Origin of the sequence: uncultured Maricaulis sp. (assembly GCF_905480005.1) — a bacterium.
Lineage (GTDB): Bacteria > Pseudomonadota > Alphaproteobacteria > Caulobacterales > Maricaulaceae > Maricaulis.
On the sequence record NZ_CAJQOO010000132.1, the window covers coordinates 1 to 23,512 of the forward strand.

Below are 23,512 nucleotides of genomic sequence, written 5' to 3' on the forward strand. Positions count from 1 at the left end.
CACCCGCTTCGCGCCGTCCCCGACAGGGCATCTTCATATCGGTCACGCCTTCTCGGCCTGGACGGCGTTTCAGGCTGCGGTGGAGGCGGAGGGGCGGTTTATCCTGCGGATGGAGGATATCGATACCGTTCGCTGCAAGCAGGAATTCGAGCAAGTTGTCCTGGACGACCTGATCTGGCTGGGGCTGGACTGGGAGGAGCCGGTGCGGCGGCAGTCGGAGCATTTTGCGGACTATGCGCGTGTGCTCGAACGGCTGTGCGCGCTGGGCGTTGTCTATCGCTGTTTCAAGACGCGACGCGAAATCATGGAGGATATTGCCCGCGCCCCGCACGGGCCGGGCGAGGTTTATCGGGGCCCTGTCACGCCGATAAGCGCGGACGAGGAAGCCAGCCGGATAGAGGCCGGAGACGCCTATGCCTGGCGCCTGTCACTGGCGCGGAGCCGCGACGCGCTGGGACCGCGCTTTGCCGCCATGCGCTATTTCGAGGATGGCAGGGGCGCGCAGGTCGTCGATCCGGACCCGCTGGGCGATGTCATCCTGGCGCGCAAGGATGTCGGCACCAGCTATCACATCGCGGTCGTGCATGATGATGCGTTGCAGGGCATCAGCCATGTCATCCGTGGGGAGGATTTACGCGAGATGACGCCGCTGCATGTCCTCCTCCAGACCCTGCTCGACCTGCCGACACCGGTCTATCGGCATCACCGCCTCCTGCTCGATGAGACGGGCGAGCGCTTTGCCAAGCGCAACAAGTCGGCGACGCTGAAAGCGCTGCGCGAAAACGGTGTCACGCCGGACGCGCTTTTGTCACGATTTGCGGGCTAGCGCTGCCGCTCGGCCACTTCCTCACGCTCGGCGACGCGCCGCAAGGCCCCGTCAATCCAGGTGTATTCCCGCACCAGAACCGCGCTGCCGCGCGAACCGGCATAGGAGAGCTGGCGCACGACAAAGCGCTCCTCGCGGTAGTGCGACTGGGCTTCGATCTCATTGCCGGACATCAGCCAGACGACCCGGTAGTCCTCGCCCTGCGAGATCAGGGCCGGAAAGGCGCAGATCGAACCACCGCAGAAATAAGCGACGGATGAACTGATCTGGCTCTCGCAATCGAGATCCTGGGTCGCGATGGCATAGTCCGGCCGGCTGTCCGCATTGAGATAGGCACTGACTCTGGGCGCTCCGTCGATGGCCGCGTCCGGGCAGGTCAGATCGCCCTCGCTCATGGTTCGAAGATGGCGTTGAAACGCCGACAGCGCGGCCGCCGGCAAACGTGCCTCGTCCGGCAAGGGCGCGGGATCGCGCGAACAGGCGGACAGGGCCAGGACACCGGCAAGGACAGCGGCAAGGCCGAAGACCTGGACCGGGACCGGACGGAACAGATGTGTTGGTCGTCTCGTGCGCATGCGCGTTTTCCTTCAACGCGCCCCCTCTGCGTCCAGGCAGACTAGCCGCCCCTGCACGGGTTGAACAAGGCCATATGCCGCACTTGTGATGCCGTGCTGACGCTAGGCAGGCGCCTCGCAACGCGCTATGTGGCGATCATGTTTGTCAAAGACCTGTGGTATTTCGGCGCCTTGTCGAGCGAGCTCAAGCCGGGCCAGCACCTCCACCGCGAGCTGCTGGGCCAGCCGATCCTGTTCGGCCGCGACCATGACGGCAAGGCCTATGCCCTCAAGGATATCTGTCCCCACCGCGGCATTCTCCTGTCCGGCGGCGAGGCACAGAATCATGACGGCGAGACCCAGGTTGAATGTCCCTATCATGGCTGGCGTTTCCGCACGGATGGCTCCTGCGCCGCCATCCCCTCGCTGACCGAAGACCAGGCCGAGGCCATGGATCTGACCAAGATCCGCGTCCGCCGCTTCCCGGTGCATGAGGATCAGGGCCTGGTCTGGATCTGGTATGCGGATGAGGACCAGGCCGACATCGCACCCTCGATTGACCCGCCCAAGCTAGACATTCCCGAGGGTCACGAACCGAAACTCGTCGTGCGCGACATCTTCAACTGCCATGTCGATCACGCGGTGATCGGCCTGATGGACCCGGCCCACATCCCCTATATCCACCGGCAATGGTGGTGGCGTTCGGCCAAGTCGGTGCACGAGAAGACAAAGAAATTCGGCCCGGTCGAGCGCGGCTTCTCGATGCTGCCGCATGTCCCGTCCAAGAACTCCTATCTTTATTCGCTGATGGGTGAACCGCAGACCGAGATCCGCTTTCAGCTCCCGGGCTTGCGTACCGAGTATGTGAAAGCGGGCGGCAAGCATTTCACCGGCTTCACAGCCGTCACGCCGACCAATGAGAATTCAACCGCGATCACCATCGTCGTCTATTGGGATCACTGGCTTCCAACACTCGTGCCGAACCCGCTGATCCGCAAGGGTATCGAGATTTTTGTCGGCCAGGACCGCGATGCGGTGAACGCCCAGCAAGTCGGCCTCGCCTATGACCCCAATCTGATGCTGATCCATGACAGCGATGTGCAGGCGAAATGGTATTTCGCCCTCAAGCGCGCCTGGGACAAGCATCGCGAGACCGGCGAACCCTTCAAGAACCCCGTGCGCGCAGCTGAACTGCGCTGGAGAAGCTGATGGATACCTTCCTCACAGGCCTGCTCTACATCGCCATGCTGGCGGTCGTCATCACGCTCGGCTTCGGCATTTTCAACATGTACAAGTCCGACGACAAAACGCGCTCGCGCTCGAACAAGCTGATGCGCCTGCGTGTGGCGCTGCAATTCGCCGCCGTCCTGCTCATCATCGCCATCTTCCTGGTGAAGGAAAACTTCGGCGGCTGAGGGTAGCGATCATTCGCCAAAGGCTTCGCGGGTCGCCTGGTTGAAATAGGGGCCCAGCCCCCCGGTGTCGCCGTCATTGGCGGCAATGATCACAGCCTGGTCGCGATCCGGCCAGATCGTCATCTGGACCAGCCAAAGCGTGTTCGACCCGTTGTGTATCAGCCGGGGGCCATCGATCGCCCAGCCCATGGCATAGTGCTCGCCAAACGGCGGCGTATGCAGGGTTTGCCAGGATCCGGCATCGAGGAAACCCGTGTCTTCACCCCGCGCTCCGGCCATGTGCACAGCCAGATAGCGGGACAGGTCCTCGAGCGACATGTGGACCGTGCCGGCCGGTCCCAGAACCGGCGGATTGTCGGCCGTCGGACCGGGCGCATGGGCCGCCCGCCGGCCGAACAGGCCGGACCGGTGGCCGCGCGGCTGATCGACGGTCTCGGCGCTTCCCGGCGCACCAAAGCCGGCGCTTGTCAGACCGAGGGGCTCGAACACCTCACGCTGGATCAGGACTTCCCAATCCTCGCCGGTCGCCTGTTCCAGCATCGCGCCGGCCACGACATAACCGGCATTCGAATAGAGGAATTCCGTTTCGGGCGCGGCTGCCGGCTCGCCCGACAACACCATTGCCGCATAGGCGATGCGCTGAGGGGCGATGTCGGCACCCTGCGCGCCCTGGGCGACAAAGCTGAACATGGCCGCCGGCCCGATATTGGCCGGCAGGCCGGAGCGGTGACTGAGCAGGTGGCGGAAGGTCAGGTCGCGAAAAGCGGGATTGATGTCATCCACCACGCCGCCGAGATGCTGGGCGATCGTGTCATCCCAGCTGACGCGACCCTGCTCGGCAAGGCGCGCAACCAGGGTTGCCGTCATGGATTTGGTATTGGAGCCGAGATGCCAGAAATCGTCCGGCTGAAGTGCGATTTCGGTATCGATCGCGCGCTCCCCGGAAAGACCCAGCTCCACCTCGTCGCCCTGGCGGAAGAGAATGGCAATTCCCGGCGCGCCGGTCCGCTCGCGGATAATGTCGGCACCAGCCTCGATTCCGCCGCCCTGGGCGTCGGCGACGGACAGTGTCAGCGCGACCAGGCTCGCCGCCAGGACCGTTATTGTTTTCAGCATATTCCCCGCCCTTTCAACCGAGCCGTCCTGACGCTAAGACTGGCGCCATGGTTCGTCTCACGAAAATCTACACGCGCACCGGCGATGCCGGGAAAACCCGGCTTGGCGACATGTCGGAGACAGTCAAACACGATGCCCGGGTCGACGCCTACGGGGATGTTGACGAGACCAATTCCTCCCTTGGCCTCGCCCGCGCCGCGCTGGACGGCAGCGACCCGCTCGACGCGCCACTGGCCCGGATCCAGAACGACCTGTTCGATCTGGGCGCGGATCTTTGCGTGCCGGAAAGCGATACGCCACCCGATTACGAGCCGCTTCGCGTGACCGAAAGCCAGGTCGACTGGCTGGAGGGCGAAATCGACCAGCTCAATGCCCGGCTCGATCCACTCAACTCCTTCATCCTGCCCGGCGGCCGTGACGCAGCAGCCAGGCTTCACCTGTCGCGCACGATCTGCCGCCGCGCAGAGCGCAAGGTCTCGGCCCTGATCGCCGCGGGCGCACGGATCAATCCAGCCGTCCTGAAATATCTCAACCGCCTGTCCGACCTGCTCTTCGTGATGGCCCGGACCGCGAATGATGAAGGCCGCGCGGATGTGCTCTGGGTGCCGGGCAAGGATCGATGAGCCGGGAAGTTTATCTCTTTCTTCGGGGCCCTTTGAGCCAATGGCATCCGTCACCCTTTATCCAGGACGGCAAACGTTATGGATGCGCCGAACAATTCATGATGGAACAAAAGGCCTGCCTCTTCGGCGACGAGGCTATGGCCGCGCGCATCATGGCTACCAGCGAACCTCATGAGCAGAAATTGATGGGAAGTCGTGTCTCAGGCTTCGACGACGCCGTTTGGACGCGTCATCGTGAAGAGATTGTCTACACGGGCAACCGCGCCAAATTTCAACAGAACGCGGGTCTAGCCAAGAAGCTATCGCGGACAGGCGATGCCATACTCGCGGAAGCCAATCCGCGAGATCTAAACTGGGGCATTGGCCTTTCGGAGGACGACCCTCGCGCTCAAATTCCCAACGAATGGCGCGGCGCAAATTTGCTGGGCTACATCCTGATGCGCGTTAGGAGCGAGATTGCGAATGGCACCATTCTTTCCAACGCGGAAAGATCAACTTGACGTCAGCCCGGTCGACAAAATGTCGCAACCCCCTAAGTGTAGCCGCTCAAGTTCAGTCCATACGGAGTTACCGCATGACCCGCCTTTTCCTCGCCGCTTCCGCGGCCCTGCTCACCGCCACCGCCGCCCAGGCCGAGCCGGAGACTTTCGAATTCGACAAGACGCACACGGTCATCGAAGCCCGCTGGGATCACCAGGGCTATTCAACGATGTCGATGCAGTTCACCGATTATGACGGCACCCTGTCACTGGATCTGGAAACACCGTCCAATTCGACCGTCGACATCACCTTCAACCTGATCGACGGCTTCTGGGTCGGCGCCAATCAGGACCGTTTCATCACCCACCTGAATTCCGGCGACTTCTTCGAGACCGAGGTCAATCCGACCGCGCATTTCGTGGCCACCGGCTTCGAGACCGCGAACGGCGAGATCGGCATCATGACCGGCGATCTCACCATGAATGGCATGACGGGCCCGGTCAGCCTCGAAGTGACCCTCAATCAGGTCGGCGAGACCCGTTCCGGCACAACCAAGCTCGGCTTCACCGCCATCGGCTCGCTGATGCGCTCGGAGTGGGATATGGGCTTCGCCGTCCCCTTCGTCGCCGACGAGATCGAACTCTTCATCTCGACCGAGCTGGTCGCGGCCGAATAGGCCCGGCTGCAAAGCTAACCAGAATTATGGGGCCTGTCCGGCGGACAGGCCCCTTTTTCATGGCTTGGCTGGTTCAGCGCCGCGTCCTGGGACTGGACCAGAGACACAGGGTCAGAATGGCAAACAGGCTTGTCACCGCAATCGTCAACCCTTCCAGCTCATCCACCGGCATTTCATCGATAAAGATGGTTTCCGTCCGCCACATCATCGAATTCGTCCAGAACATCCAGATCAGGAAGAGGGTTGCGGCGAAGGTGAGGAAGGCCAGGAACAGGCGCCCGCTGAGGCGGAGCGGCCCCCGGCCGACAGGCCGCAATGTCACAACCCGCTTGCCGGCCACACGGCCCGCCACAAGCCAGTAGGCCCAGAACAGGCCCACGGCAGCGACGCCCCAGCTCACCCAGGCGAGCTGGCGTGTCAGGGAGACCGCCTCATCGCAGCGCGCGGCACCGGCCTCGCTGTCCATCAGGCCGAGCCAGGCACAACTCAGATCAAAATCCAGCTGTGCGCCCGAGGTCGCATTGGTGAGGAAATAGAAGCCGTCACCGGTTTCGGGGCGGATATAGATCTGGCCGTTCCACGAAGAATTATTCCCCCCGTGTCCGTAGAGAATTCCGGCAGGGGTCTCCCAGCGCGTATAGCTCATGGCGAAGCCCGGATTGGGACCGGTCGGCGCGAAGGCCTGCTCCAGGCTGTCGGCGCTCAGCACGCCGCCGCCCGTCATGTGCGCCAGAAGGAAACGCTCGAGATCGCCGCCCGAGGCATAGCCGCCTGCCGCCGTCAGCGCGACATCACGCAAGTCCTCGATGGGCTGGCGATAATAATTGAAGGCCTGCGACACGGTCGGCAGCCTTGACGCCTCGAAGCCGGACATTGTCATGCCAAGCGGATCGAAGACACGCTGGCGGGCTGCGGTGTCGAAGTCCTGCCCGGTCACTGTCTCGACCAGCATTTGCAGCAGCACAAAGCCGCCGCCGGAATATCGCCTGACCTCGCCGGGCTGATAGACTACCTGGAGGGGCGCGAAGTTCTCGCTGAGATCGACGGCATCCGCGGGCTGCTCTTCATGCGCGCCCCAGCCCCCATAGCCCGGCTGATTGGTGCCCGCCGTGTGCTGAAGCAGGCGCCGGACCGTGACCGTTTCCGGCGCATGCTCCCCATAATCCGGCTCATAGGGCAGATCATAGGTCGACAGGGGTGCGTCCAGATCGATCACCCCGTCCTGTGCCAGGCTGAGGACCGTCCAGACCGTCAGCGGTTTGGAGATCGATCCGAGATTGAAAGCCGTCGCATCCGTAATCGGCAGACCGGCATCATCCGCGCGGCCTTCACGCGCCTGCCAGACAATCTCGCCGTCCCGGATCACGCCGGCCGCTACGCCGGCGATCGAATAGCGCTGCATCGCGTGATCCAGAACATCATCCAGATGCTCCGCAATTTCTGCGTCGGAACGCCCGACCTCAAGGCTGCGGATTTGCCGGAGTCCGATCGCCGACCAGCAAGCACTCACAACAAGAACAGCCAGGAAAACGGCTCTCAATTTCACAAGGGGCGACATTCCAATTCCTTCCCGCCTTTACGTTGGCGATACCAACTACTATGCATTGCTATATATCTTGCTAAGCCGATACACAAGCCATAGGAAGGGAGTCATGATCAGCGGGGCAGAAACGCATGACCGGGACTGAGATGGACGAGATTCTCGACCGCTGGAGCTCCCAGGCTCGCAAGGGGTATTTCGAGATGTTGCTGCTCGCCCGCCTGAAGGCAGGGCGCGCCTATGGCTACCAGATAGTCGCGGCCCTGAAGCAAGCGCCCGGATTTGAAAACCTGGCCGAAGGCACGGTCTACCCGGTGCTCACGCGCATGAAGAAGGACGGACTCGTCACCGCCGAATGGGTCGCGGACGATACCGGCCCGCCACGCAAGTATTACACGGTGACCGAACTGGGCGATCGAACGCTCGATGCCATGCACGGAATCTGGCGCCGCATGGATGAAGTCCTGCTGGCACAACCCGCAAAGGAGGCGTCCTGATGCGCATGACCCTGGAGCTTACGACGCGCGAAGCCCGCCGCCTCTGGGCCGATTTCCTGAGACGACTGGACTGGGCCAATCGGGATCTGGCCGGTCCGGAGCGCGCCGAAGCAAGAGCCGAGGCGATCGCCCATATCGCCGAAGACATGGCCGTACTGGAACTGCCTGACGAGGCGGACCGCTTGCGTGAAGCCCTCACCCGGTTCGGGATTCCTGCTGCGCCGCCGCCCGCCTGGCGAAAACCCCTCGCGATCGTCCTGCATTACCTGGCCATCATGGTGATGGGGGCCAGCGGCCTCGTTATCCTGATCCTGCTGCACATGACTTTGATGGAAGCGCTCAACCCGGCGGCAGTCGGCCTCTACATCTATCCCGGCGATAATGTTCTGACTCTCTCTTACGAAGCCCAGGACGGGGCGCGGGAACTGCTCGGCGGCTGGTTCATCCCGACCTTCCTGATGATTTCGGCACTGGGTAGCGCCGCCCTCTACGGCCTCTGGCACGTGGCGCTCTCACCGACCGGGCCGGTTTCACGCTGGATGCGGCCCTGATACCGGGCGGGCGACGGTCCCGGCCTGCAAAGCGGTCGACAGGGAAACGTACCTAAACGTCTAAATGCGGGTAACCGACCTCGCCACGACCCGCATTATCTCGCGCACCAAGGCGGCTGTCTGCCCTGACAGCGCGAGCACGTCGCCACATACCGACAATACCGTAGCTGCGAATTGACGCAGGCGTAAGCCAGCTGGATGCATTGACTTACCGCACTGGCGAAGGCAGGTTCCCGGCCTATTCTTGTCAGGTGCGCGAACCTTGTTCCGCGCGCGGCCAACCGGAGCCCCAGCATGAAGATTCTCGTCCCCGTCAAACGGGTCGTCGATTACAACGTGAAGGTCCGCGTCAAGCCCGACCAAACGGGCGTCGACCTCGCGAATGTCAAAATGTCCATGAACCCCTTCTGTGAGATTGCGGTCGAAGAAGCGATCCGTCTCAAGGAAAAGGGCGTGGCCGAAGAGATCATCGTGGTCTCCATCGGACCGGCCCAGGCCCAGGAAACGATCCGTACGGCCCTGGCCATGGGCGCCGATCGCGGCATTCTGATCCAGACCGATGATGCGGCCGAACCGCTCGCCATCGCCAAGCTCCTGAAGGCTGTGGTCGACGAAGAGGGCCCGGAAATCGTCCTTCTCGGCAAACAGGCCATTGATGGCGACAACAACCAGACCGGCCAGATGCTCGCAGCACTGCTGGACTGGCCGCAAGGCACCTTCGCCTCGGAAGTCGAAATTGCCGACGGCAAGGCCAAGGTCACGCGCGAAATCGATGGCGGTCTGCAGACCCTGTCGCTCTCACTGCCGGCCGTGGTCACCACCGATCTGCGTCTCAACGAGCCGCGTTATGCCTCGCTGCCCAACATCATGAAAGCCAAGCGCAAGCCGATCGACACCAAGACACCGGCTGATTATGGCGTCGATACCGCGCCGCGCCTGACCGTTGTGAAGGTGACCGAGCCGCCCAAGCGCGAAGCCGGCATCAAGGTCGAGAGCGTCGCCGAACTGGTCGACAAGCTGAAAAATGAAGCGGGAGTGATCTGACCATGACGGTTCTCGTTATTGCCGAACACGACAATGCCACGCTGAACGACGCGACCCGTGCCGTCGTCACCGCCGCCAAGGGTCTGGGTGGCGACATCCACGTCCTCGTCGCCGGTTCCAACGCCCAGGCTGTGGCCGATGCGGCTGCCAAGCTCGACGGCGTTGCCAAAGTGCTGCACGCGGAGAGCGATGTCCTCGCCAAGCCGACCGCCGAAGCGATGGACGCCCTCGTCACACCGCTGATGAGCGATTATGACGCCCTGCTCGCCGCTGCGACCACGTCCGGCAAGAATTTCATGCCGCGCGTCGCCGCCAAGCTCGACGTGATGCAGATCTCGGAAATCTCCGCGGTCGAGGCACCGGACACCTTCATCCGCCCGGTCTATGCCGGCAATGCGATGATGACGGTGAAGTCCTCCGACGCCAAGAAGGTGATCACGGTTCGCCCGACGACCTTCGAAAAGGTCGGCGATGGCGGCTCGGCCAGCATCGAGGATCTCGGTGCCGCGTCAGGCCCGTTCAAGTCGGAATTCGTCTCCGAGGAATTGTCCAAGTCGGACCGCCCGGAACTGACCGCGGCCAAGATCGTCATCTCTGGCGGTCGCGGCATGCAGTCCGGTGACAATTTCCACCTGCTCGACTCGATCGCTGACAAGCTCGGCGCCGCTGTCGGTGCCTCGCGCGCCGCTGTCGATGCCGGCTATGTCCCGAACGACTATCAGGTCGGCCAGACCGGCAAGGTCGTCGCCCCCGAGCTCTATATTGCCGTCGGTATTTCCGGTGCCATCCAGCACCTCGCCGGCATGAAGGACTCCAAGGTCATCGTCGCCATCAACAAGGATGAGGAAGCACCGATCTTCCAGGTCGCCGATTACGGCCTGGTCGCGGACCTCTTCACCGCCCTGCCCGAGCTCGACGAAGCGCTCGGCTAGGCCGATCGCCGACTGCGAAACGATCAAGGCCCGGCTGGTTCAGCCGGGCCTTTTTCCTGGTCGCAATCTACCGGATCGCCTGGGTGTGACGCCCCAGTCGCCACCAGGTGCGCAGCGATGAGGGATGATGTCCGGCCTCCTCGAGCGCTGCCAGGGCGTCGCTGTCCAGCCAGCGCCCATCGCGCATCACCGCATCGATGTCATAGAGGTGGCTGATATCCTGCGTCGGATCACCCGCGAGCAGGATCAGGTCCGCGGCACAGCCCGACGCCAGGCAACCGACCTCGCCGACCAGCCCCAGCGCCTCGGCTCCGTTCAGGGTCGCCGAGCGGATCGACTCGAGCGGGGTCAGGCCGGCATCGACCAGGATTTCCATCTCGCGCACGGTCGAGACACCATGCGGTGTGACCATGACTCCGGAATCCGTCCCCACCGTCAACGGAACGCCGGCCTCGTGCAGGGCTCCGGTCACCGCGACATAGAAGGCCTGCATGCGCGTGCGGTCATCATGGGGATATCGCGCCCAGCGGTCGAAATTCTCCTGCTCATACCCGGCAATCACCGGATTATAGCTGGCCATGGCCGGACGGGTGATATGGGCGCCCCCGGTCTCGACGATACGGGCCAGGTTCTCGTGCACGACCAGGGTCGGGTCGATCATGGTCCCCGAGGCGGCGACCTGTTCGGCAAGCCGGCGGACCCCGTCCGGATCCGTCTGGTCGTTGAGCGCATACCAGACGATGGACTCGGTGTGTTCGAGCGTCCGGAACCCGGCTTCCAGCGACGCGGCAAAATCCACCGGATCGGCTTCGGTGCCTTCGACCGGGTGCCCGCTCATGGTCATGCCCAGCACGGCGGCCTCCTCGCGGATCGCGGCGAAGCTCTCACGCGACAGGTTGGAATAGAGTTTGAGATGGCGGAACCCGGCCGCGTATTGCCGTCTCACACTGGCCCGCGCTTCATCCGCGCCGTCGACCGCTTCATGCAGGGCATTGCCGTTTCGGCCGCCAACCTCGTTGAGGATCGGACCGGTCGTGAGCAGTCGCGGTCCGTAGATCTCGCCCCGTTCAATCCGCCGGGCGAGCGGCAGGTGGAAGGGAAAGCCGCCCATATTCCGTACCGTGGTGACACCCTGCGCCAGACCGGCGGCCAGTTCCGTCTCGTCGAAAACATGGACATGCACATCGATCAGGCCCGGCATCAGGACCTGGCCTTCGGCGTCGATCAGCGGCACATCCTCCGGCCTGGCCGGCAAGGCGCCGGTGCCGACCCGGGTTATCCGCCCGTCGATCACAAGGACATGCCCGTTCGCCTGCAAGGCCTCGCTCGCCGGATCCAGCAGAGTGGCGTTGGCGATCAGATAGGATCGGGACGCGTCCCGATCCGGCCGCATCGCCCCGGGCAGATGCTGCGCCCAGGCAAGAATGCTCGCGGCGGCGATAGCGAGAAGGAGGCCGAGGGCCATGAAGAGTCGATGCATGTCTGTCTCCCGATTGATGACGGGATGACAGGATCACGGCTGGCCGAAAGGGGCGCCCGATATCCGGATTTAGGACGTGCGGAATGCGTCAGCTGCCGGCCCGACCGGATTCCGCACCCTCCGGCGGTGGGCTCAGCGCCGCCGCGAAGACGGATGGGGTCTGCCCGGTCTCGCGCTTGAACACGGCATTGAAAACGGACTTGGAACTGAAACCGGCCGTAAAGGCGAGATCGATGACACGACGGCGCGCCGTCGTCGCGGCATCCTCCTGCATCATCGCGCAGACATCCTCGATCCGGAGCGAATTGATGTAATCGTTGAAATTCCGCCCCGTGGCAGACTTGATCGCCAGCGTCACCGCGCGCTCGGTGAGGCCAGCCGCCACGGCGACCTCCTGCCGCGTCAGCCGGGGTTCGGTATACAGCGCCTCATCGCGGACCGCGGTTTCGACGCGCCTGAAATCAGCCATCGCGGCCTCACTGGCCGCGGCGGTATCATTGGCCGGTTGAGGCGAGGCCTGCCCCGCGGCCCAGGCCGCCAGGGCCCCGTCATCGAGACCCGAAAACAGGCGCGCTTGCTGTACGGCCAGGACGACCAGGACACAGGTGGAGACCAGCGACACACCGATCTGGAAGACATAGGCTGATTGGGTATCCAGCCAGGGCCAGTACGGGTGCAGCCAGTGCGCGTCCATGCGCAGGATATCGAATACGCCGTCAACGATATAGAAGACGAGCATCGCGACGATCCAGTTCAGATGGATGGTCCGCGCATCGGACCGCATGTCCCGGGTCGCGCGGTGAAATCGGCGCACCAGCAAGAGCGCCGCCGCTGCATAGACAAACAGGCAGATACGGGCCGCATGTTCGACCAGCCCGATCTGGGGTGTGAGCGCAAGCGCGGCCAGAAAGGGGACTCCATGCGGCCAATCCCTCCAGCGCAGGGCCGGGCCCGCGATGATCACGCCGCGCACGACCAGATAGACCAGCGCCGGCATGGCCAGCCGGAAGGCGGGTGTCACCAGCCAGATATCGCGAAAACCCGATGTCTCTTCGAGGAAATTGAAGACCATCCAGACCGCCGACGCCGCCAGCAAGGCGGACACCGCCCGCAGGCGTGGCTCAGCCACGGTCAAAGCGACGCCCAGGCCGGCGACCGCGATGAGGGCAAATTGCAGGAGATTGACGGCGAACAGTGTCATGGCCCGAGACTAACCATCAGCATGCCAAAGACAATCGCCGACCATCAGGCTTTCCAGCCGCGGAATTCCCGGTACTCGCAGATGGCGTCCAGCGCCCGTTGCCGGGCCGTCTTGTCCGCCCCCTCGAACACCGCCACGACCAGCCGGAACAAATGCTCCGGTGCCTCTCGCAGGGCATCGACATCCTCGCTGGAAAGCCGGACGCCGGCATCATCGTCCGCGGCCGCCGCGACCAGGGCGGTCTCGACGCGCGCCAGGCAGGCCCTCAGCCCGCCATCGCGGGAGCGATGACGCAGAGCCAGAAACAGCAGAATGGCAATCAGGACAACCGGAACAAGCAAGGCCATCCAGACTGTCTAATCCTCAGCGGCACCGGCCTCAATTGCCGCGATCACCGCCCGCAGATCGACAAATTTGAAATTCTGCCCGCCTGTTTCGTTTTCATCGTCCTGGACCACCAGCACACCGGCCGGGAAGTCGGGGCCGAGATTGGCGGCGGAGATGTCGAGCCCGTCCGTGTGCGTGACCCCGTCAATCGCCGCATCGACGATCTGCAGGCGGGTTACGAAGGCGTGGCCTTCCAGCTCATAGACGGCATAGGTATTGTCGCCCTGGCTGGAAACGACCAGCCAACCGCCGGTCTCGCCTTGCGGCAGGAGGGCGGCGCCCTCCGCATCAGCGGTGATCTCGCGGCCATCCGTGGCGGCGATCGGCTGCGGTTCGGCGGGATCGCCGGGTTCGGCGCCCATCGTCCACACGCCGACATTTTCCTCATTCATGTAGAGCCGACCGGTGCGGTCATCGGCGACACAGCCCTCGGCGATCGTGCCGAGCATGACACGGCGCACCTCTTCGGTCGTGACCATGGCACCGTCCCAGCCGAGCGCGTACTGGACGAATGTGCCCGGCTCCTTGTCTGACAGGAAGGCATAGAGTGCCTGGTCGACCGGCGAGCGGTAGAGGCAGAAGCCGTATGGCTCGGTCACATTCGCAACCGTCACGGCGCCGACATAGGAGACGTCGCGGGTGGCAGGATCGATAAGGAAGAAGGCAATGCCGCCATTGGAGCGGTCGGACGCCGCGGCGATATCGACGACCCGGTCACCCAGATCAAAGCCATACCGCACGTCAATATTGTTGAGCCGGCCTTCGGGCAGATAGGCATGCTCCTCGCCGGTCATGGTGTAGACATAGATGCCGTTATCCTTGTCGGTCCCGAATATCAGGCTGTCGGCCGGATTGTCGGCGACCCAGACTGCCGGATCATCGGCGGCATCCCCGGTTCCGGCGACGCTGGCCGTTTCTCTCGCCGCCTCGATCTCGACCGGCGGCAGACCCTGGCTGCACGCGGCCAGGGCGCTCGCGCCGGCCAATAGTCCCAACAGCTGTTTCATGGCGTCTCTCCCATTCCTGCCGAGGCGCGATAGCCCGCCGGCAATGGAGCGCCAAGCCCTTATATGGCGACATTTCCGTGACAATAAATGCGGCATTCCCCGTTTTCACGAAACGCTCGCAGAAACGACATGAAGGTGAGACCAAAGCGTCATCACCGTGTTGCTGATCGCCGCGCATAGAGGCCGCGACTTTGCCCGCTCGGGCAAGGCTGTCGTCAGTCCATGTGAGGGGGACTCCCATGAAGACCACCATCGCCATGCTCAGCACGGCTTCCGTGCTTGCACTCGCGGTCGCCGGCGCCGCCCAGGCCGGCACGATCGCCGGTCGCGTCACCGATGCGTCCGAGACCGTCGGTCTCGAAGGCGCCACGGTTCGCATCCTTGAAACCGGCCAGACCGCCACGGTCGGCGCCGACGGTACTTTCCGCGTCACCGGCCTCGCCGCCGGCGAATACACGCTGCGTGTCAGCTATGTCGGCGCCGATGCGCGTGAAGTCAGCGTCAATCTGGCGACCGTGACCGACACCGTGTCTCCGACCATCACGCTGGGTGATGATGTCGATTATGTCGACAATATCCTGGTGATGGGTCAGCGCGGTGCGCTGAACTCCGCCCTCTCCCGTCAACGCGCCAATGACGGCAATATCGCCGTCCTCTCCTCGGACGCGATCGGCCAGTTCCCGGACGAGAATGTCGCCGAAGCCGCCCGTCGCGCGGTCGGTGTGAACGTCCTCAACGACCAGGGCGAGGGACGCTTCGTCTCGATCCGCGGTCTGGATCCGAACCTGGTCTCGACCTCGATCAATGGCGTGCGCCTGACCTCGCCGGAATCGGAAGACCGGCAGGTCGGCCTCGACGTGATCGACGCCGATGTCCTGTCCTCGGTTGTCATCAACAAGTCGCTCCTGCCGAACATGGATGGCGATAGTGTCGGCGGCAATATCGAGATCGAGACCACGTCCGGCCTCGATGTCGACCAGCTCTATGTGCGCGCCCGGGTCGCTTCGCTCTATTCCGATCTCGAGCAGGAATACGGCTATCGCGGCTCGATCAATTTCGCCAACAACTTCATGGATGGCCGCCTCGGCGTGGCCGGCTCGCTTTCGCACCAGGAACGCGTCTTCGGCTCGGAGAGTTTCGAGGTTGATGGCGGCTGGGACATCGATGAGAGCGTGCCCTTCCCGAATGAAGTCGAGATGCGCAACTACCAGGTCACGCGGGAGCGCACGACTGCGGTCCTGAACCTGGACTATCGCGTCAATAACGACCTCACATTCTATGCCCGCACGACCTGGTCAGACTTCTCGGACCAGGAGATCCGCAACCGGGTCGAGATCAAGTATGAGGATGCGGAGTATGACGACGCTGCCTCCTCGGGCAATCTCGCGGTCTTCACGGCCAATGAGATGGAAATCGACCGCGATGTGAAGGACCGGCTGGAAACCCAGATGATCTTCGCGTCGGATTTCGGTGGCGAGTGGATCAATGGCGGTACCAGCGTCGACTGGTCGCTCTCCTACGTCTACGCCGAGGAAGCCGAGCCGAACCGGCTCGACGTCGATTTCAGCTATGAATTCGAGGATGGCGAAACCTTCGGGATTGATGTCTCCGACCCGATGCGCCCGCAACTCACCTTCGCCGGCGGCACGACGACGGACCGCGTGTTCGATAGCTCGCTGTACGAAAACCAGGGCTATGAGCTGACCAATGGCCTGTCGCAGGACCGCGAATACACGGCGACCCTGAATATCCGTCACGATACCGAGCTGGGCGGCCTGCCGAGCTACATCCAGTACGGCGTCCGGGCCCGCACACGTGACAAGAAGTATGCGCTGGACTTCGATGTCTTTGATGACACCAGCCTCCTGCTCTCGGACGTCGCCCGCACGGTCGCTTACGACCAGGGCCCGATCGGCCCGGTTCCGAACCCGACCAGCGTTCGCGACTACTTCTTCGCCAATCTGGGCAGCCTCGACTATGTCTCGGTCGACAGCGACATCGACAGCTTCGGCGCCTCCTATCGCGTCGAGGAAGACGTTGTGGCCGGCTATCTCATGGGCTCGGTCGAGAACGGCCCGCTGCGCGTCGTCGGCGGTGTCCGCGTCGAGCAGACCGACATGGCGGCACGCGGTTATGAGACCTTCCTCGCCGAGGAAGACGCCACCGTTGGCGGGGTCGTGCTGACCGAGGACACGGTTTTCGTGACGCCGACCAGCGCCAGCGACGACTATACCGACGTCCTGCCCTCCATCCTGGCCCGCTATGAACTGACCGAGAATGTCATCGTCCGCGGCGCCTATTTCGCCTCGATCCAGCGCCCCAATCCGGGCCAGTTCGCCCCACGCATCCTGGTCGAACAGAATGATGATGACGAGGTTGAGGGCGAGTTCGGCAATCCGGACCTCGAGCGTCTGGAAGCCGACAATTTCGACGTCTCCATCGAGTGGTATCCGAACAATGATGCGGTCGTGTATCTCGGCTACTTCTTCAAGGATCTGGAGAATGTCATCGGCGGTGTCGGTTATGAGGACATCACGCTGAACGGCCGCTTCTTCGACGAGGCCTCCTCCTTCATCAACCTGCCGCAGGCCGAAGTGTCCGGTATCGAGTTCAACTACCAGCAGGCGCTCGACTTCCTGCCGGTCGAGGGCTTTATCGGTGGTTTCAACTTCACCGCCTCCGACAGTGAAGCCACGCTGGCTGACGGCCGCATCATCCCGCTGCCGCGCCAGTCCGACACGGTCTGGAATGCGGTCCTGGGCTATGACAATGGTCCCTGGGATCTGCGCGCTGTTGTCTCCACCCGGTCGGAATATCTCGACGAGATCCGCGGCGGGGCGGACGAGGACCGCTGGGTGCTCGAACACTCCCAGCTCGACCTCTCGGCCAAGTATGAGTTCAATGATTTCCTGCAGGTCTTCGGTGATCTGAAGAATGTCACCGACGAGCCCTATCAGGCGGTCACCCGCCCCGACGGGGTCGACCGGGTCGAACAGCTTGAGGAATACGGCTGGTCTGCCGTCTTCGGTGTCCGCTTCACCTACTAGGACGCTGACAGACACACCACGAAGAACACGCCCCGGACCGCAAGGCCCGGGGCGTTTTTTCTGGCTCCGGACAGATGCAGCCTGCGCGTGACACACAAGCATCGCCATCCTGTCATCGAAGCGTCGTGCCCGGACAATAAAAGGGCGCCAACCCGATCCTCCCGGAACGGGATTGCTGCTCGATTATCCCTCCGAGATGCAAACAACTGGGCCGCCCCGAGACATCGGGGCGGCCCGTTTCTTGTCGATCCCGGTCTTGTCGATCCCGGGCTTGTCGATCCCGGCCGCGCTTACACGTCGCGGCGGATCGCCGCGCGGATCAGGGCATAGGCGTCTTCGCTATTCCATTCCGCCGGCGCCGGTACGCGGCCAATTTCACGACCCTGGCCATCATACAGAATGGACATGGGCAGGCCGATCGCGCGGACCTGGCTCGGGCTGGAAAAAGTCCCGTCATGGATGAGCGGCAGATTATCGAGCGCCATCCGGCTCAGGAATTCGCGCGCATCCTCGATCGACCGGTCCAGCGTCACCGTGACGACCTGGAAGTCATCGCCGCCCAGCTCGGACTGAAGGTCGGACAGGGCCGGCATTTCCTCGACACAGGGCCCACACCAGGTCGCCCAGTAGTTCACGAGGATCACCTGGCCGCGATAATCGGACAGTCGCACCTCGGCACCATCGCCATCAATATAGGCGAGATTGGGCTGGGCGGGCGCATCATCAAGGGTGACGAAGGCGCGCATCTCGCCATGGGCATAGCTGTCCAGCGGGCCCGTTTCGCCACGATTTGTGCCGGAAACAAGGGAAACCCAGACAAATCCCACCACCAGTATTGCGGCCATGCCAAAAATGGCTATTCCAAGCGGTGTCTTCATGTTCTCGTCCTCGCCATCAGGTTCACCATGCCAAAAAACTCCAAGCCGCAATCCAGTTCCAGCGCCATGTGGGGCGGCCGGTTCTCGGCCGGGCCCTCCGCGGTCATGGAAGCCATCAACGCGTCGATCGATGTCGACAAGCGCATGGCGGATCAGGATATTGACGGTTCCCTGGCCCACAGCCAAATGTTGGCCGCAACGGGTGTGATTTCAAGCGAGGATGCTGCATCGATCCAGCGCGGACTGGAGCAGGTCCGTTCCGAGATCCATGCCGGCGACTTTCCGTGGTCGGCCGCACTGGAAGATGTGCACATGAATGTCGAGGCCCGGCTCAAGGAAATCATCGGCGAGCCAGCCGGCCGACTGCACACGGCGCGCTCGCGCAATGACCAGGTCGCAACCGACTTTCGCCTCTGGCTGCGCGATGCCTGCGACCGGGTCGATGCCATGCTCGCCGCCTATCAGACAGCCCTTGTCAAACAGGCCGAGATTCATGCCGACCAGGTCATGCCGGGCTTCACCCATTTGCAGACCGCCCAACCGGTCTCCCTTGGTCACCATTTGCTCAGTTATGTCGAGGTCGCCCAGCGCGATCGCGGCCGCTTTGCCGATGCCCGCAAACGCCTGAATGAAAGCCCGCTGGGCTGCGCCGCGCTGGCCGGCACCGCCTTTCCCATCGATCGCGACATGACCGCCACGGCGCTCGGCTTTGATCGACCCATGGCCAATTCGCTCGACGGTGTCGCCGCCCGCGACTTTGCGCTGGAAGTGCTCTCGGCAGCGTCGATCTGCGCCGTGAACCTGTCGCGCCTTGCCGAGGAGATCGTCCTCTGGTGCACGCGCCGTTTCGGCTTTGCCACCCTGTCCGACGCCTGGTCGACCGGCTCGTCCATCATGCCGCAAAAGCGCAATCCCGACGCCGCCGAACTGGTGCGCGCCAAGCCGGGCCGCATCATCGGCTCGCTGACCGGCCTGCTGACTGTCGTGAAAGGCCTGCCTCTGGCCTATTCCAAGGACTTGCAGGAGGATAAGGCACCGGTCTTCCAGGCCATTGATGATCTCGAACTGGCCCTCCTTTCCATGGCGGGCATGGCGAGCGATCTGACCTTCTTCCCCGACGCGCTCGAGGAAGCTGCAGGCGAAGCCTATTCCGATGCCACCGACCTGGCCGATTATGTCGTCCGGGAACTGGGCAAGCCCTTCCGCGACGCTCACCACATCTCCGGCTCGATCGTCAAACTGGCCGAGGCACGCGGTGTGCCGCTGGCCGACCTTCCGCTGGCCGATATGCAATCGGTCGAGCCGGCTATCGACGACAGCGTGTTTTCCGTGTTGAGTGCTCGGGCTTCGATGTCGAGCCGTACAAGCTTCGGCGGCACCTCGCCGGTGCGGGTGCGCGAACAGGTGGCGGTCTGGAAGGACCGTCTGGGTTGTTGAGGAAATCACGATGAAACGCCTGACCAGTCTTACCCTCATTGTCCTCAGCGCCCTCGCTGTCACAGCTTGCGGCCTGCGTGGCAATCTCGACCGCCCCGACCCACTCTGGGGTGAGCCGCCAGCGGCGGAAGACGACGCCGACGAATAGGTTGGCAGCGCGCTGATCGGGCTCACCAAAGTGTAATGCATCGGGGCCTCGTTATTCCGGTGCGGCGTGATAGTTTTCAGCCCATGCGTCGTACGTCCTTGATCCTCGCCTGGCTCGCGCTCGTTTGGGAGCGCTCGGTTTCGGTTATCTGGCCGGGCCTGGCCTGGGTGTCGGTTTTTCTCATCCTCTCGCTGCTGGGCCTGTGGGACAGTGTCGGCGACCCCTGGCGCGCGGCTTATGCGCTGGTCTCGCTCGCGCTTGCGATCTGGCTGACCCGACCGGGATTGCGGCGCTTCGCCTGGCCCAATGACGACGAGACCGCACGCCGCGTCGAGGATGATTCCGGGATCACCGCCCGCCCCCATGAAGCCCTGACCGACCGGCCGAGTGATCGCGATCCGGTTGCCCAGCGCGTCTGGGACGAACACCAGAGCCGCATGGCGGCCCGCCTGAAAACTGCCCGTGCCCGCCGTCCGCAAGCCGCCTGGGCCCGGCATGACAGCTTTGCCGTGCGCGGCATGCTCGCCCTTGGCATCCTGGTCAGCTGGATGGTGGCTGGCCCGACCGCCCGCGACCGGGTTGGCGAGGCCTTTTCCCTGACCCCGATCATTGCCGGTGGTGACACCCTCTCCATTGATGCCTGGATCGACCCGCCGGCCTATACAGGGCGTGCGCCGATTTTCCTGGCCGCTGACAGCCGCGATGCCGTTGTCCCGGAAGGCTCGACCTTTGTTGCCCGCATCGCCGGCTCGCGCCGCCAGCCCCGCCTGACCCTGCGTGATGGCGAAGGACGCCAGCGCAATGACGGCAATGAGATTGGCGACAGCGTCTGGGAGATTCGCCAGCCGGTCGATCGCGACGCCACGCTGCGCCTGGCGGCCCCTGGCACTCGCGAGACCTGGACCCTCACCGTCACCCCCGACACGCCGCCACGCGTTCGCCTGACTGCGGTTCCCGACTCCACCGCCGCGGGCGAACTGGACCTCGATTTCACCGTCACCGATGATTATGGCGCGGTCGGCTATGCGCTGGAGCTGCGTCCTGAAGACAGCGATGACGCGTGGGAAGTCCTGCCGATCGAAACCAGCGCAGTGACGCCGGGCAGTGAAGACGATGCCCTGGCCACCTTGCTGGAAACCGCGCGGCATCCGCTGGCCGGAAGCCGGGTCGATATCCGCCTTGTGGCAACCGATGCAGCCGGGAATACCGGTCGCTCTCCGGAATTGGGCATCACCCTGCCTGCCCGCGTCTTCCTCGACTCGCTGGCCCGCGCCGTTGCCGAACAACGCCGCGATGTGATGGCGTCAAACCAGCCCTATGATCCGCTGGAAGAACCGCCGGTCATGTATGCCGAAGATGTTCCCCAGGGCCCGGCCTACTTCACCGAGAATCCGGCCCGTCGCATCGAGCGGGCCCCGGACGGCCTGCAACAGGTTGCCCGCAGTCTCGCCGCCATCTCGGATGCCCCGGAATATTTCTTCGAGGATCCGATAGTCTATCTCGGCCTGCGCGAAGCCCTGCACCGTTTGCGCCGCCAGCGAGACCAGGATGCACTGGGCGATCTGGAAGGCGATCTCTGGCAGATCGCCCTGCGAGCCGAGCTCGGCTCCCTCGCCGATGCCGAAGCGGCCCTGCGCGCCGCCGAGCGGGCGCTGATGGAAGCCATGGCCCGCGGCGCCGACGAAACCGAACTGGCCGCCCTGTTCGAGGCCTATGAGGAGGCCATGCAGAACTTCATGGCGGCGATGGCCCGCGAAGCGGCCGAGGAAGGCAATTTCGCCGAGGGTGAACAAGGCCCGAGCCTCAATGGTGAAGGCTTGCAGGAAATGCTCGATGCGCTGCGTGACGCGGCCGAGCTGGGCAATACCGCCGATGCCCGCCAGGCGCTCGCCGCCCTGTCGGAAATGCTCCGCAACATGCAGATGCAACTCGGTCAGGGCGAGGGCGAAGGCCAGCAGGACGATCCCATCTCCGAAGCCATTGCCCGCGCCCTCGAGGAGCTCGGTGAAGTCATCGGTGAGCAGCGCAATCTTCAGGACCAGACGTTCGGCCTGTCCGAGCAGGAAGGTGGCGGCCAGCCGCAATCCGGCAATTCGTCGGGCCAGCAACAACAGGGTCAGCAATCAGGTGAAGGTCCGCAGACCCTCGCCGAGAACCAGAGCGGTGGTGGCCAAAGCGCCCAGGCCCTCGCCGACGCCCAGGGGCAACTCGCCCAGCGCTTCTCGGAATCCGCTGACGCGCTTCCCGGTCAGGGCGAAGACGCGCTTGGAGGCGCCGGCGAGGCCATGCGCCAGGCTGAGGAAGCCTTGCGCAATGGCGATACCGAAGGCGCCCTGGCGGCTCAGGAACAAGCGCTGGCAGACTTGCGCTCCGGCGCCGAGGAACTGGCCCGCGAACTGCTCGACCGCATGCAGGAAAATGGTGGCCAGCAGGCCGAGGGCGAAGACAATCGCGATCCGCTCGGTCGTCCCGCGGAAGGCGCCTTTGCCGACGGGGCCGGTGTTGAAGTCCCCGACGAGATGAGCCGTGCCCGCGCCCGCGACATTCTCGAGGAATTGCGCCGCCGGGCCGCCGAAGCCGGCCGTCCCCAGGAAGAGCTCGACTATATCCAGCGCCTGCTCGACCGGTTCTGAAGCCAGACTTGGCCAACATCACGACGTGAAAAAGAACGGCCCGTTATTGCGGGTCGCCCTCTTGTCAGTCAGTCACAATAGAGGCGTCAGTGTTGCCCGGCTTCGACCGGGTCAGCGGCCGCATGCTGGTCTGTCGGCGCGTGATCGGCGACGGCAGCGGCCGGGTCTTCACCGGCGTGACCATTATCGCCATGACCGGCATCGGCATGCCCGGCATCGGCATCACCGGCATCGGCCTCTTGTCCGGCGGGATGATCGCTTTCCGGCGCATTGCCATGAGCCGGCGTCTCCATCAGGACCACTTCAACCTCGACCGCTTCCGGCGGCGGGTCGGACACGACTGTCCGGAATTCCTGACGATCGCCTGCGCCAAGATTGCCTGCCGGCATTGAAACCGTCCATTCCAGGACAGCCTCGCCGTTCTGGTCACGCAAAATGGCCCGCAAGCCCGGTATGGCGCGGGAGCGACGGTCGAAATTATGGACATCCCCTTCGACGACCAGGAGCGGAACGCCATGGTCGATCTCGCGGGTGACATGAAGCTCCCCGACATCATAGCCCCAGGGATTCACCTTGGCGCCGACCGCGGCATAGGCCGAGGAGGCGCGCGGCCACATCGTCACGACATCGACCCGGAAAATCCAGGCGCATACAAACAGGACGGCACAGGCCGCGACCAGACCGCCCCAGGCACCGCCGGCGGCAGCGGCGGACAAGGTCCGGCGTTTCTTTTCCTGTCGCTCGCGGAAGGCCGTGTGAACTTTCTTCTCGCCCTCGGCCTCTTCGACAGGCGCATCCGGCAGGACCGGCGGGGCCGGTTGCAGGCTGGGCAGATCGCTGGGATCCTCGACCTCGGCTGTCCAGACATGACCGCACGAAGCGCAGCGCACACGACGACCGTTCGTGCCAATCGCATTGGGATTGGCACGGTAACGCGTGGTACATGACGGACAGCTGAGTACTATGCTCATATGAGTCGTCTACACATCTTCTTCGGCTCACCCGAACCCATGGAGGATTTCCATCAGTCCGCGTTCTTC

Annotated in this window: 23 protein-coding genes; 14 read left to right on the top strand and 9 right to left on the bottom strand. The window is 63.7% G+C overall.

The window, feature by feature from the left end; genetic code table 11:
* A partial coding sequence (gene gluQRS / locus QZ266_RS12015; protein WP_295695483.1) for a tRNA glutamyl-Q(34) synthetase GluQRS occupies positions 1–826 on the top strand: 826 nt, incomplete at its 5' end.
* On the opposite strand, the gene QZ266_RS12020 is transcribed toward gluQRS, so the two are convergent.
* Positions 823–1,401: a hypothetical protein gene (locus tag QZ266_RS12020; protein WP_295695485.1), complete on the bottom strand. Its 579-nt coding sequence runs from the start codon at positions 1,399–1,401 to the stop codon at positions 823–825. The two genes, gluQRS and QZ266_RS12020, sit on opposite strands and share 4 nt — an antisense overlap.
* 138 nt (positions 1,402–1,539) lie before the next feature.
* Between QZ266_RS12020 and QZ266_RS12025 the strand changes: the two genes are divergently transcribed.
* Both QZ266_RS12025 and QZ266_RS12030 read left to right on the top strand, forming a co-directional pair.
* Entirely contained in the window at positions 1,540–2,589 is a 1,050-nt protein-coding gene (locus QZ266_RS12025; protein WP_295695487.1) for a Rieske 2Fe-2S domain-containing protein, read from the top strand.
* Positions 2,589–2,795, top strand: a complete 207-nt coding sequence (locus QZ266_RS12030; RefSeq protein WP_295695489.1) for a twin transmembrane helix small protein — start codon at positions 2,589–2,591, stop codon at positions 2,793–2,795. The genes QZ266_RS12025 and QZ266_RS12030 overlap by 1 nt, the downstream gene beginning before the upstream one ends.
* 9 nt (positions 2,796–2,804) lie before the next feature.
* Here the strand turns inward: QZ266_RS12030 and QZ266_RS12035 are convergent, their stop codons facing one another.
* The gene (locus QZ266_RS12035) at positions 2,805–3,911 is read right to left on the bottom strand and encodes a serine hydrolase (protein WP_295695491.1); all 1,107 of its coding nucleotides are present in this window, start codon (positions 3,909–3,911) and stop codon (positions 2,805–2,807) included.
* A 47-nt stretch (positions 3,912–3,958) separates the two neighbouring features.
* Between QZ266_RS12035 and QZ266_RS12040 the strand changes: the two genes are divergently transcribed.
* From QZ266_RS12040 to QZ266_RS12050, 3 genes are all read left to right on the top strand, one after another.
* Complete coding sequence (locus QZ266_RS12040) at positions 3,959–4,534, top strand: cob(I)yrinic acid a,c-diamide adenosyltransferase (RefSeq protein WP_295695493.1); 576 nt, start codon at positions 3,959–3,961, stop codon at positions 4,532–4,534.
* Positions 4,531–5,034: an NADAR family protein gene (locus QZ266_RS12045; RefSeq protein ID WP_295695495.1), complete on the top strand. Its 504-nt coding sequence runs from the start codon at positions 4,531–4,533 to the stop codon at positions 5,032–5,034. Before QZ266_RS12040 ends, QZ266_RS12045 begins: the two co-directional genes overlap by 4 nt.
* 74 nt (positions 5,035–5,108) lie before the next feature.
* Positions 5,109–5,690, top strand: a complete 582-nt coding sequence (locus tag QZ266_RS12050) for a YceI family protein (protein WP_295695497.1) — start codon at positions 5,109–5,111, stop codon at positions 5,688–5,690.
* Between the two features lie 73 nt (positions 5,691–5,763).
* Here QZ266_RS12050 and QZ266_RS12055 read toward each other — a convergent pair whose 3' ends face one another.
* Complete coding sequence (locus QZ266_RS12055) at positions 5,764–7,248, bottom strand: serine hydrolase (RefSeq protein ID WP_295695499.1); 1,485 nt, start codon at positions 7,246–7,248, stop codon at positions 5,764–5,766.
* A 116-nt stretch (positions 7,249–7,364) separates the two neighbouring features.
* On the opposite strand from QZ266_RS12055, the gene QZ266_RS12060 reads away from it, so the two are divergent.
* The 4 genes from QZ266_RS12060 (at position 7,365) to QZ266_RS12075 (ending at position 10,254) form a co-directional block, all read left to right on the top strand.
* The gene (locus tag QZ266_RS12060; RefSeq protein WP_295695501.1) at positions 7,365–7,727 is read left to right on the top strand and encodes a PadR family transcriptional regulator; all 363 of its coding nucleotides are present in this window, start codon (positions 7,365–7,367) and stop codon (positions 7,725–7,727) included.
* Positions 7,727–8,278, top strand: a complete 552-nt coding sequence (locus QZ266_RS12065) for a hypothetical protein (protein ID WP_295695502.1) — start codon at positions 7,727–7,729, stop codon at positions 8,276–8,278. The genes QZ266_RS12060 and QZ266_RS12065 overlap by 1 nt, the downstream gene beginning before the upstream one ends.
* 294 nt (positions 8,279–8,572) lie before the next feature.
* Complete coding sequence (locus tag QZ266_RS12070) at positions 8,573–9,322, top strand: electron transfer flavoprotein subunit beta/FixA family protein (RefSeq protein ID WP_295695504.1); 750 nt, start codon at positions 8,573–8,575, stop codon at positions 9,320–9,322.
* Between the two features lie 2 nt (positions 9,323–9,324).
* Positions 9,325–10,254, top strand: a complete 930-nt coding sequence (locus QZ266_RS12075; RefSeq protein WP_295695506.1) for an electron transfer flavoprotein subunit alpha/FixB family protein — start codon at positions 9,325–9,327, stop codon at positions 10,252–10,254.
* A 67-nt stretch (positions 10,255–10,321) separates the two neighbouring features.
* Here the strand turns inward: QZ266_RS12075 and QZ266_RS12080 are convergent, their stop codons facing one another.
* From QZ266_RS12080 to QZ266_RS12095, 4 genes are all read right to left on the bottom strand, one after another.
* Positions 10,322–11,734 (bottom strand): amidohydrolase family protein, encoded by a 1,413-nt coding sequence (locus QZ266_RS12080; protein WP_295695508.1) that lies wholly within the window; start codon positions 11,732–11,734, stop codon positions 10,322–10,324.
* An 88-nt stretch (positions 11,735–11,822) separates the two neighbouring features.
* Complete coding sequence (locus QZ266_RS12085; protein ID WP_295695510.1) at positions 11,823–12,935, bottom strand: helix-turn-helix transcriptional regulator; 1,113 nt, start codon at positions 12,933–12,935, stop codon at positions 11,823–11,825.
* Positions 12,936–12,979: 44 nt separating this feature from the next.
* Positions 12,980–13,282, bottom strand: coding sequence for a hypothetical protein (locus tag QZ266_RS12090; RefSeq protein ID WP_295695512.1), 303 nt, complete (start codon positions 13,280–13,282; stop codon positions 12,980–12,982).
* A gap of 9 nt (positions 13,283–13,291) precedes the next feature.
* Positions 13,292–14,329, bottom strand: coding sequence for a phytase (locus QZ266_RS12095; protein WP_295695514.1), 1,038 nt, complete (start codon positions 14,327–14,329; stop codon positions 13,292–13,294).
* 239 nt (positions 14,330–14,568) lie between these two features.
* On the opposite strand from QZ266_RS12095, the gene QZ266_RS12100 reads away from it, so the two are divergent.
* Positions 14,569–17,376 (top strand): TonB-dependent receptor, encoded by a 2,808-nt coding sequence (locus tag QZ266_RS12100; protein ID WP_295695517.1) that lies wholly within the window; start codon positions 14,569–14,571, stop codon positions 17,374–17,376.
* Positions 17,377–17,666: 290 nt separating this feature from the next.
* Here QZ266_RS12100 and QZ266_RS12105 read toward each other — a convergent pair whose 3' ends face one another.
* Complete coding sequence (locus QZ266_RS12105; RefSeq protein ID WP_295695519.1) at positions 17,667–18,254, bottom strand: TlpA disulfide reductase family protein; 588 nt, start codon at positions 18,252–18,254, stop codon at positions 17,667–17,669.
* 27 nt (positions 18,255–18,281) lie between these two features.
* On the opposite strand from QZ266_RS12105, the gene argH reads away from it, so the two are divergent.
* From argH to QZ266_RS12120, 3 genes are all read left to right on the top strand, one after another.
* Complete coding sequence (gene argH, locus QZ266_RS12110) at positions 18,282–19,691, top strand: argininosuccinate lyase (protein ID WP_295695521.1); 1,410 nt, start codon at positions 18,282–18,284, stop codon at positions 19,689–19,691.
* 10 nt (positions 19,692–19,701) lie between these two features.
* Positions 19,702–19,839 (top strand): lipoprotein, encoded by a 138-nt coding sequence (locus QZ266_RS12115; RefSeq protein WP_295695523.1) that lies wholly within the window; start codon positions 19,702–19,704, stop codon positions 19,837–19,839.
* Positions 19,840–19,922: 83 nt separating this feature from the next.
* Complete coding sequence (locus QZ266_RS12120; protein WP_295695525.1) at positions 19,923–22,472, top strand: DUF4175 family protein; 2,550 nt, start codon at positions 19,923–19,925, stop codon at positions 22,470–22,472.
* 86 nt (positions 22,473–22,558) lie between these two features.
* Here QZ266_RS12120 and QZ266_RS12125 read toward each other — a convergent pair whose 3' ends face one another.
* The gene (locus QZ266_RS12125; protein WP_295695527.1) at positions 22,559–23,443 is read right to left on the bottom strand and encodes an MJ0042-type zinc finger domain-containing protein; all 885 of its coding nucleotides are present in this window, start codon (positions 23,441–23,443) and stop codon (positions 22,559–22,561) included.
* Positions 23,444–23,512 lie beyond the last annotated feature (69 nt).

Coding starts and splice junctions, on each gene's coding strand:
- QZ266_RS12035 (WP_295695491.1), bottom strand. CDS start 3,911: ATGCTGAAAACAATAACGGTCCTGGCGGCGAGCCTGGTCGCGCTGACA.
- QZ266_RS12020 (WP_295695485.1), bottom strand. CDS start 1,401: ATGCGCACGAGACGACCAACACATCTGTTCCGTCCGGTCCCGGTCCAG.
- QZ266_RS12105 (WP_295695519.1), bottom strand. CDS start 18,254: ATGAAGACACCGCTTGGAATAGCCATTTTTGGCATGGCCGCAATACTG.
- QZ266_RS12095 (WP_295695514.1), bottom strand. CDS start 14,329: ATGAAACAGCTGTTGGGACTATTGGCCGGCGCGAGCGCCCTGGCCGCG.
- QZ266_RS12100 (WP_295695517.1), top strand. CDS start 14,569: ATGAAGACCACCATCGCCATGCTCAGCACGGCTTCCGTGCTTGCACTC.
- QZ266_RS12075 (WP_295695506.1), top strand. CDS start 9,325: ATGACGGTTCTCGTTATTGCCGAACACGACAATGCCACGCTGAACGAC.
- QZ266_RS12045 (WP_295695495.1), top strand. CDS start 4,531: ATGAGCCGGGAAGTTTATCTCTTTCTTCGGGGCCCTTTGAGCCAATGG.
- QZ266_RS12080 (WP_295695508.1), bottom strand. CDS start 11,734: ATGCATCGACTCTTCATGGCCCTCGGCCTCCTTCTCGCTATCGCCGCC.
- QZ266_RS12060 (WP_295695501.1), top strand. CDS start 7,365: ATGACCGGGACTGAGATGGACGAGATTCTCGACCGCTGGAGCTCCCAG.
- QZ266_RS12055 (WP_295695499.1), bottom strand. CDS start 7,248: ATGTCGCCCCTTGTGAAATTGAGAGCCGTTTTCCTGGCTGTTCTTGTT.
- QZ266_RS12050 (WP_295695497.1), top strand. CDS start 5,109: ATGACCCGCCTTTTCCTCGCCGCTTCCGCGGCCCTGCTCACCGCCACC.
- argH (WP_295695521.1), top strand. CDS start 18,282: ATGCCAAAAAACTCCAAGCCGCAATCCAGTTCCAGCGCCATGTGGGGC.
- QZ266_RS12090 (WP_295695512.1), bottom strand. CDS start 13,282: ATGGCCTTGCTTGTTCCGGTTGTCCTGATTGCCATTCTGCTGTTTCTG.
- QZ266_RS12030 (WP_295695489.1), top strand. CDS start 2,589: ATGGATACCTTCCTCACAGGCCTGCTCTACATCGCCATGCTGGCGGTC.
- QZ266_RS12085 (WP_295695510.1), bottom strand. CDS start 12,935: ATGACACTGTTCGCCGTCAATCTCCTGCAATTTGCCCTCATCGCGGTC.
- QZ266_RS12115 (WP_295695523.1), top strand. CDS start 19,702: ATGAAACGCCTGACCAGTCTTACCCTCATTGTCCTCAGCGCCCTCGCT.
- QZ266_RS12025 (WP_295695487.1), top strand. CDS start 1,540: ATGTTTGTCAAAGACCTGTGGTATTTCGGCGCCTTGTCGAGCGAGCTC.
- QZ266_RS12040 (WP_295695493.1), top strand. CDS start 3,959: ATGGTTCGTCTCACGAAAATCTACACGCGCACCGGCGATGCCGGGAAA.
- QZ266_RS12065 (WP_295695502.1), top strand. CDS start 7,727: ATGCGCATGACCCTGGAGCTTACGACGCGCGAAGCCCGCCGCCTCTGG.
- QZ266_RS12070 (WP_295695504.1), top strand. CDS start 8,573: ATGAAGATTCTCGTCCCCGTCAAACGGGTCGTCGATTACAACGTGAAG.
- QZ266_RS12125 (WP_295695527.1), bottom strand. CDS start 23,443: ATGAGCATAGTACTCAGCTGTCCGTCATGTACCACGCGTTACCGTGCC.
- QZ266_RS12120 (WP_295695525.1), top strand. CDS start 19,923: ATGCGTCGTACGTCCTTGATCCTCGCCTGGCTCGCGCTCGTTTGGGAG.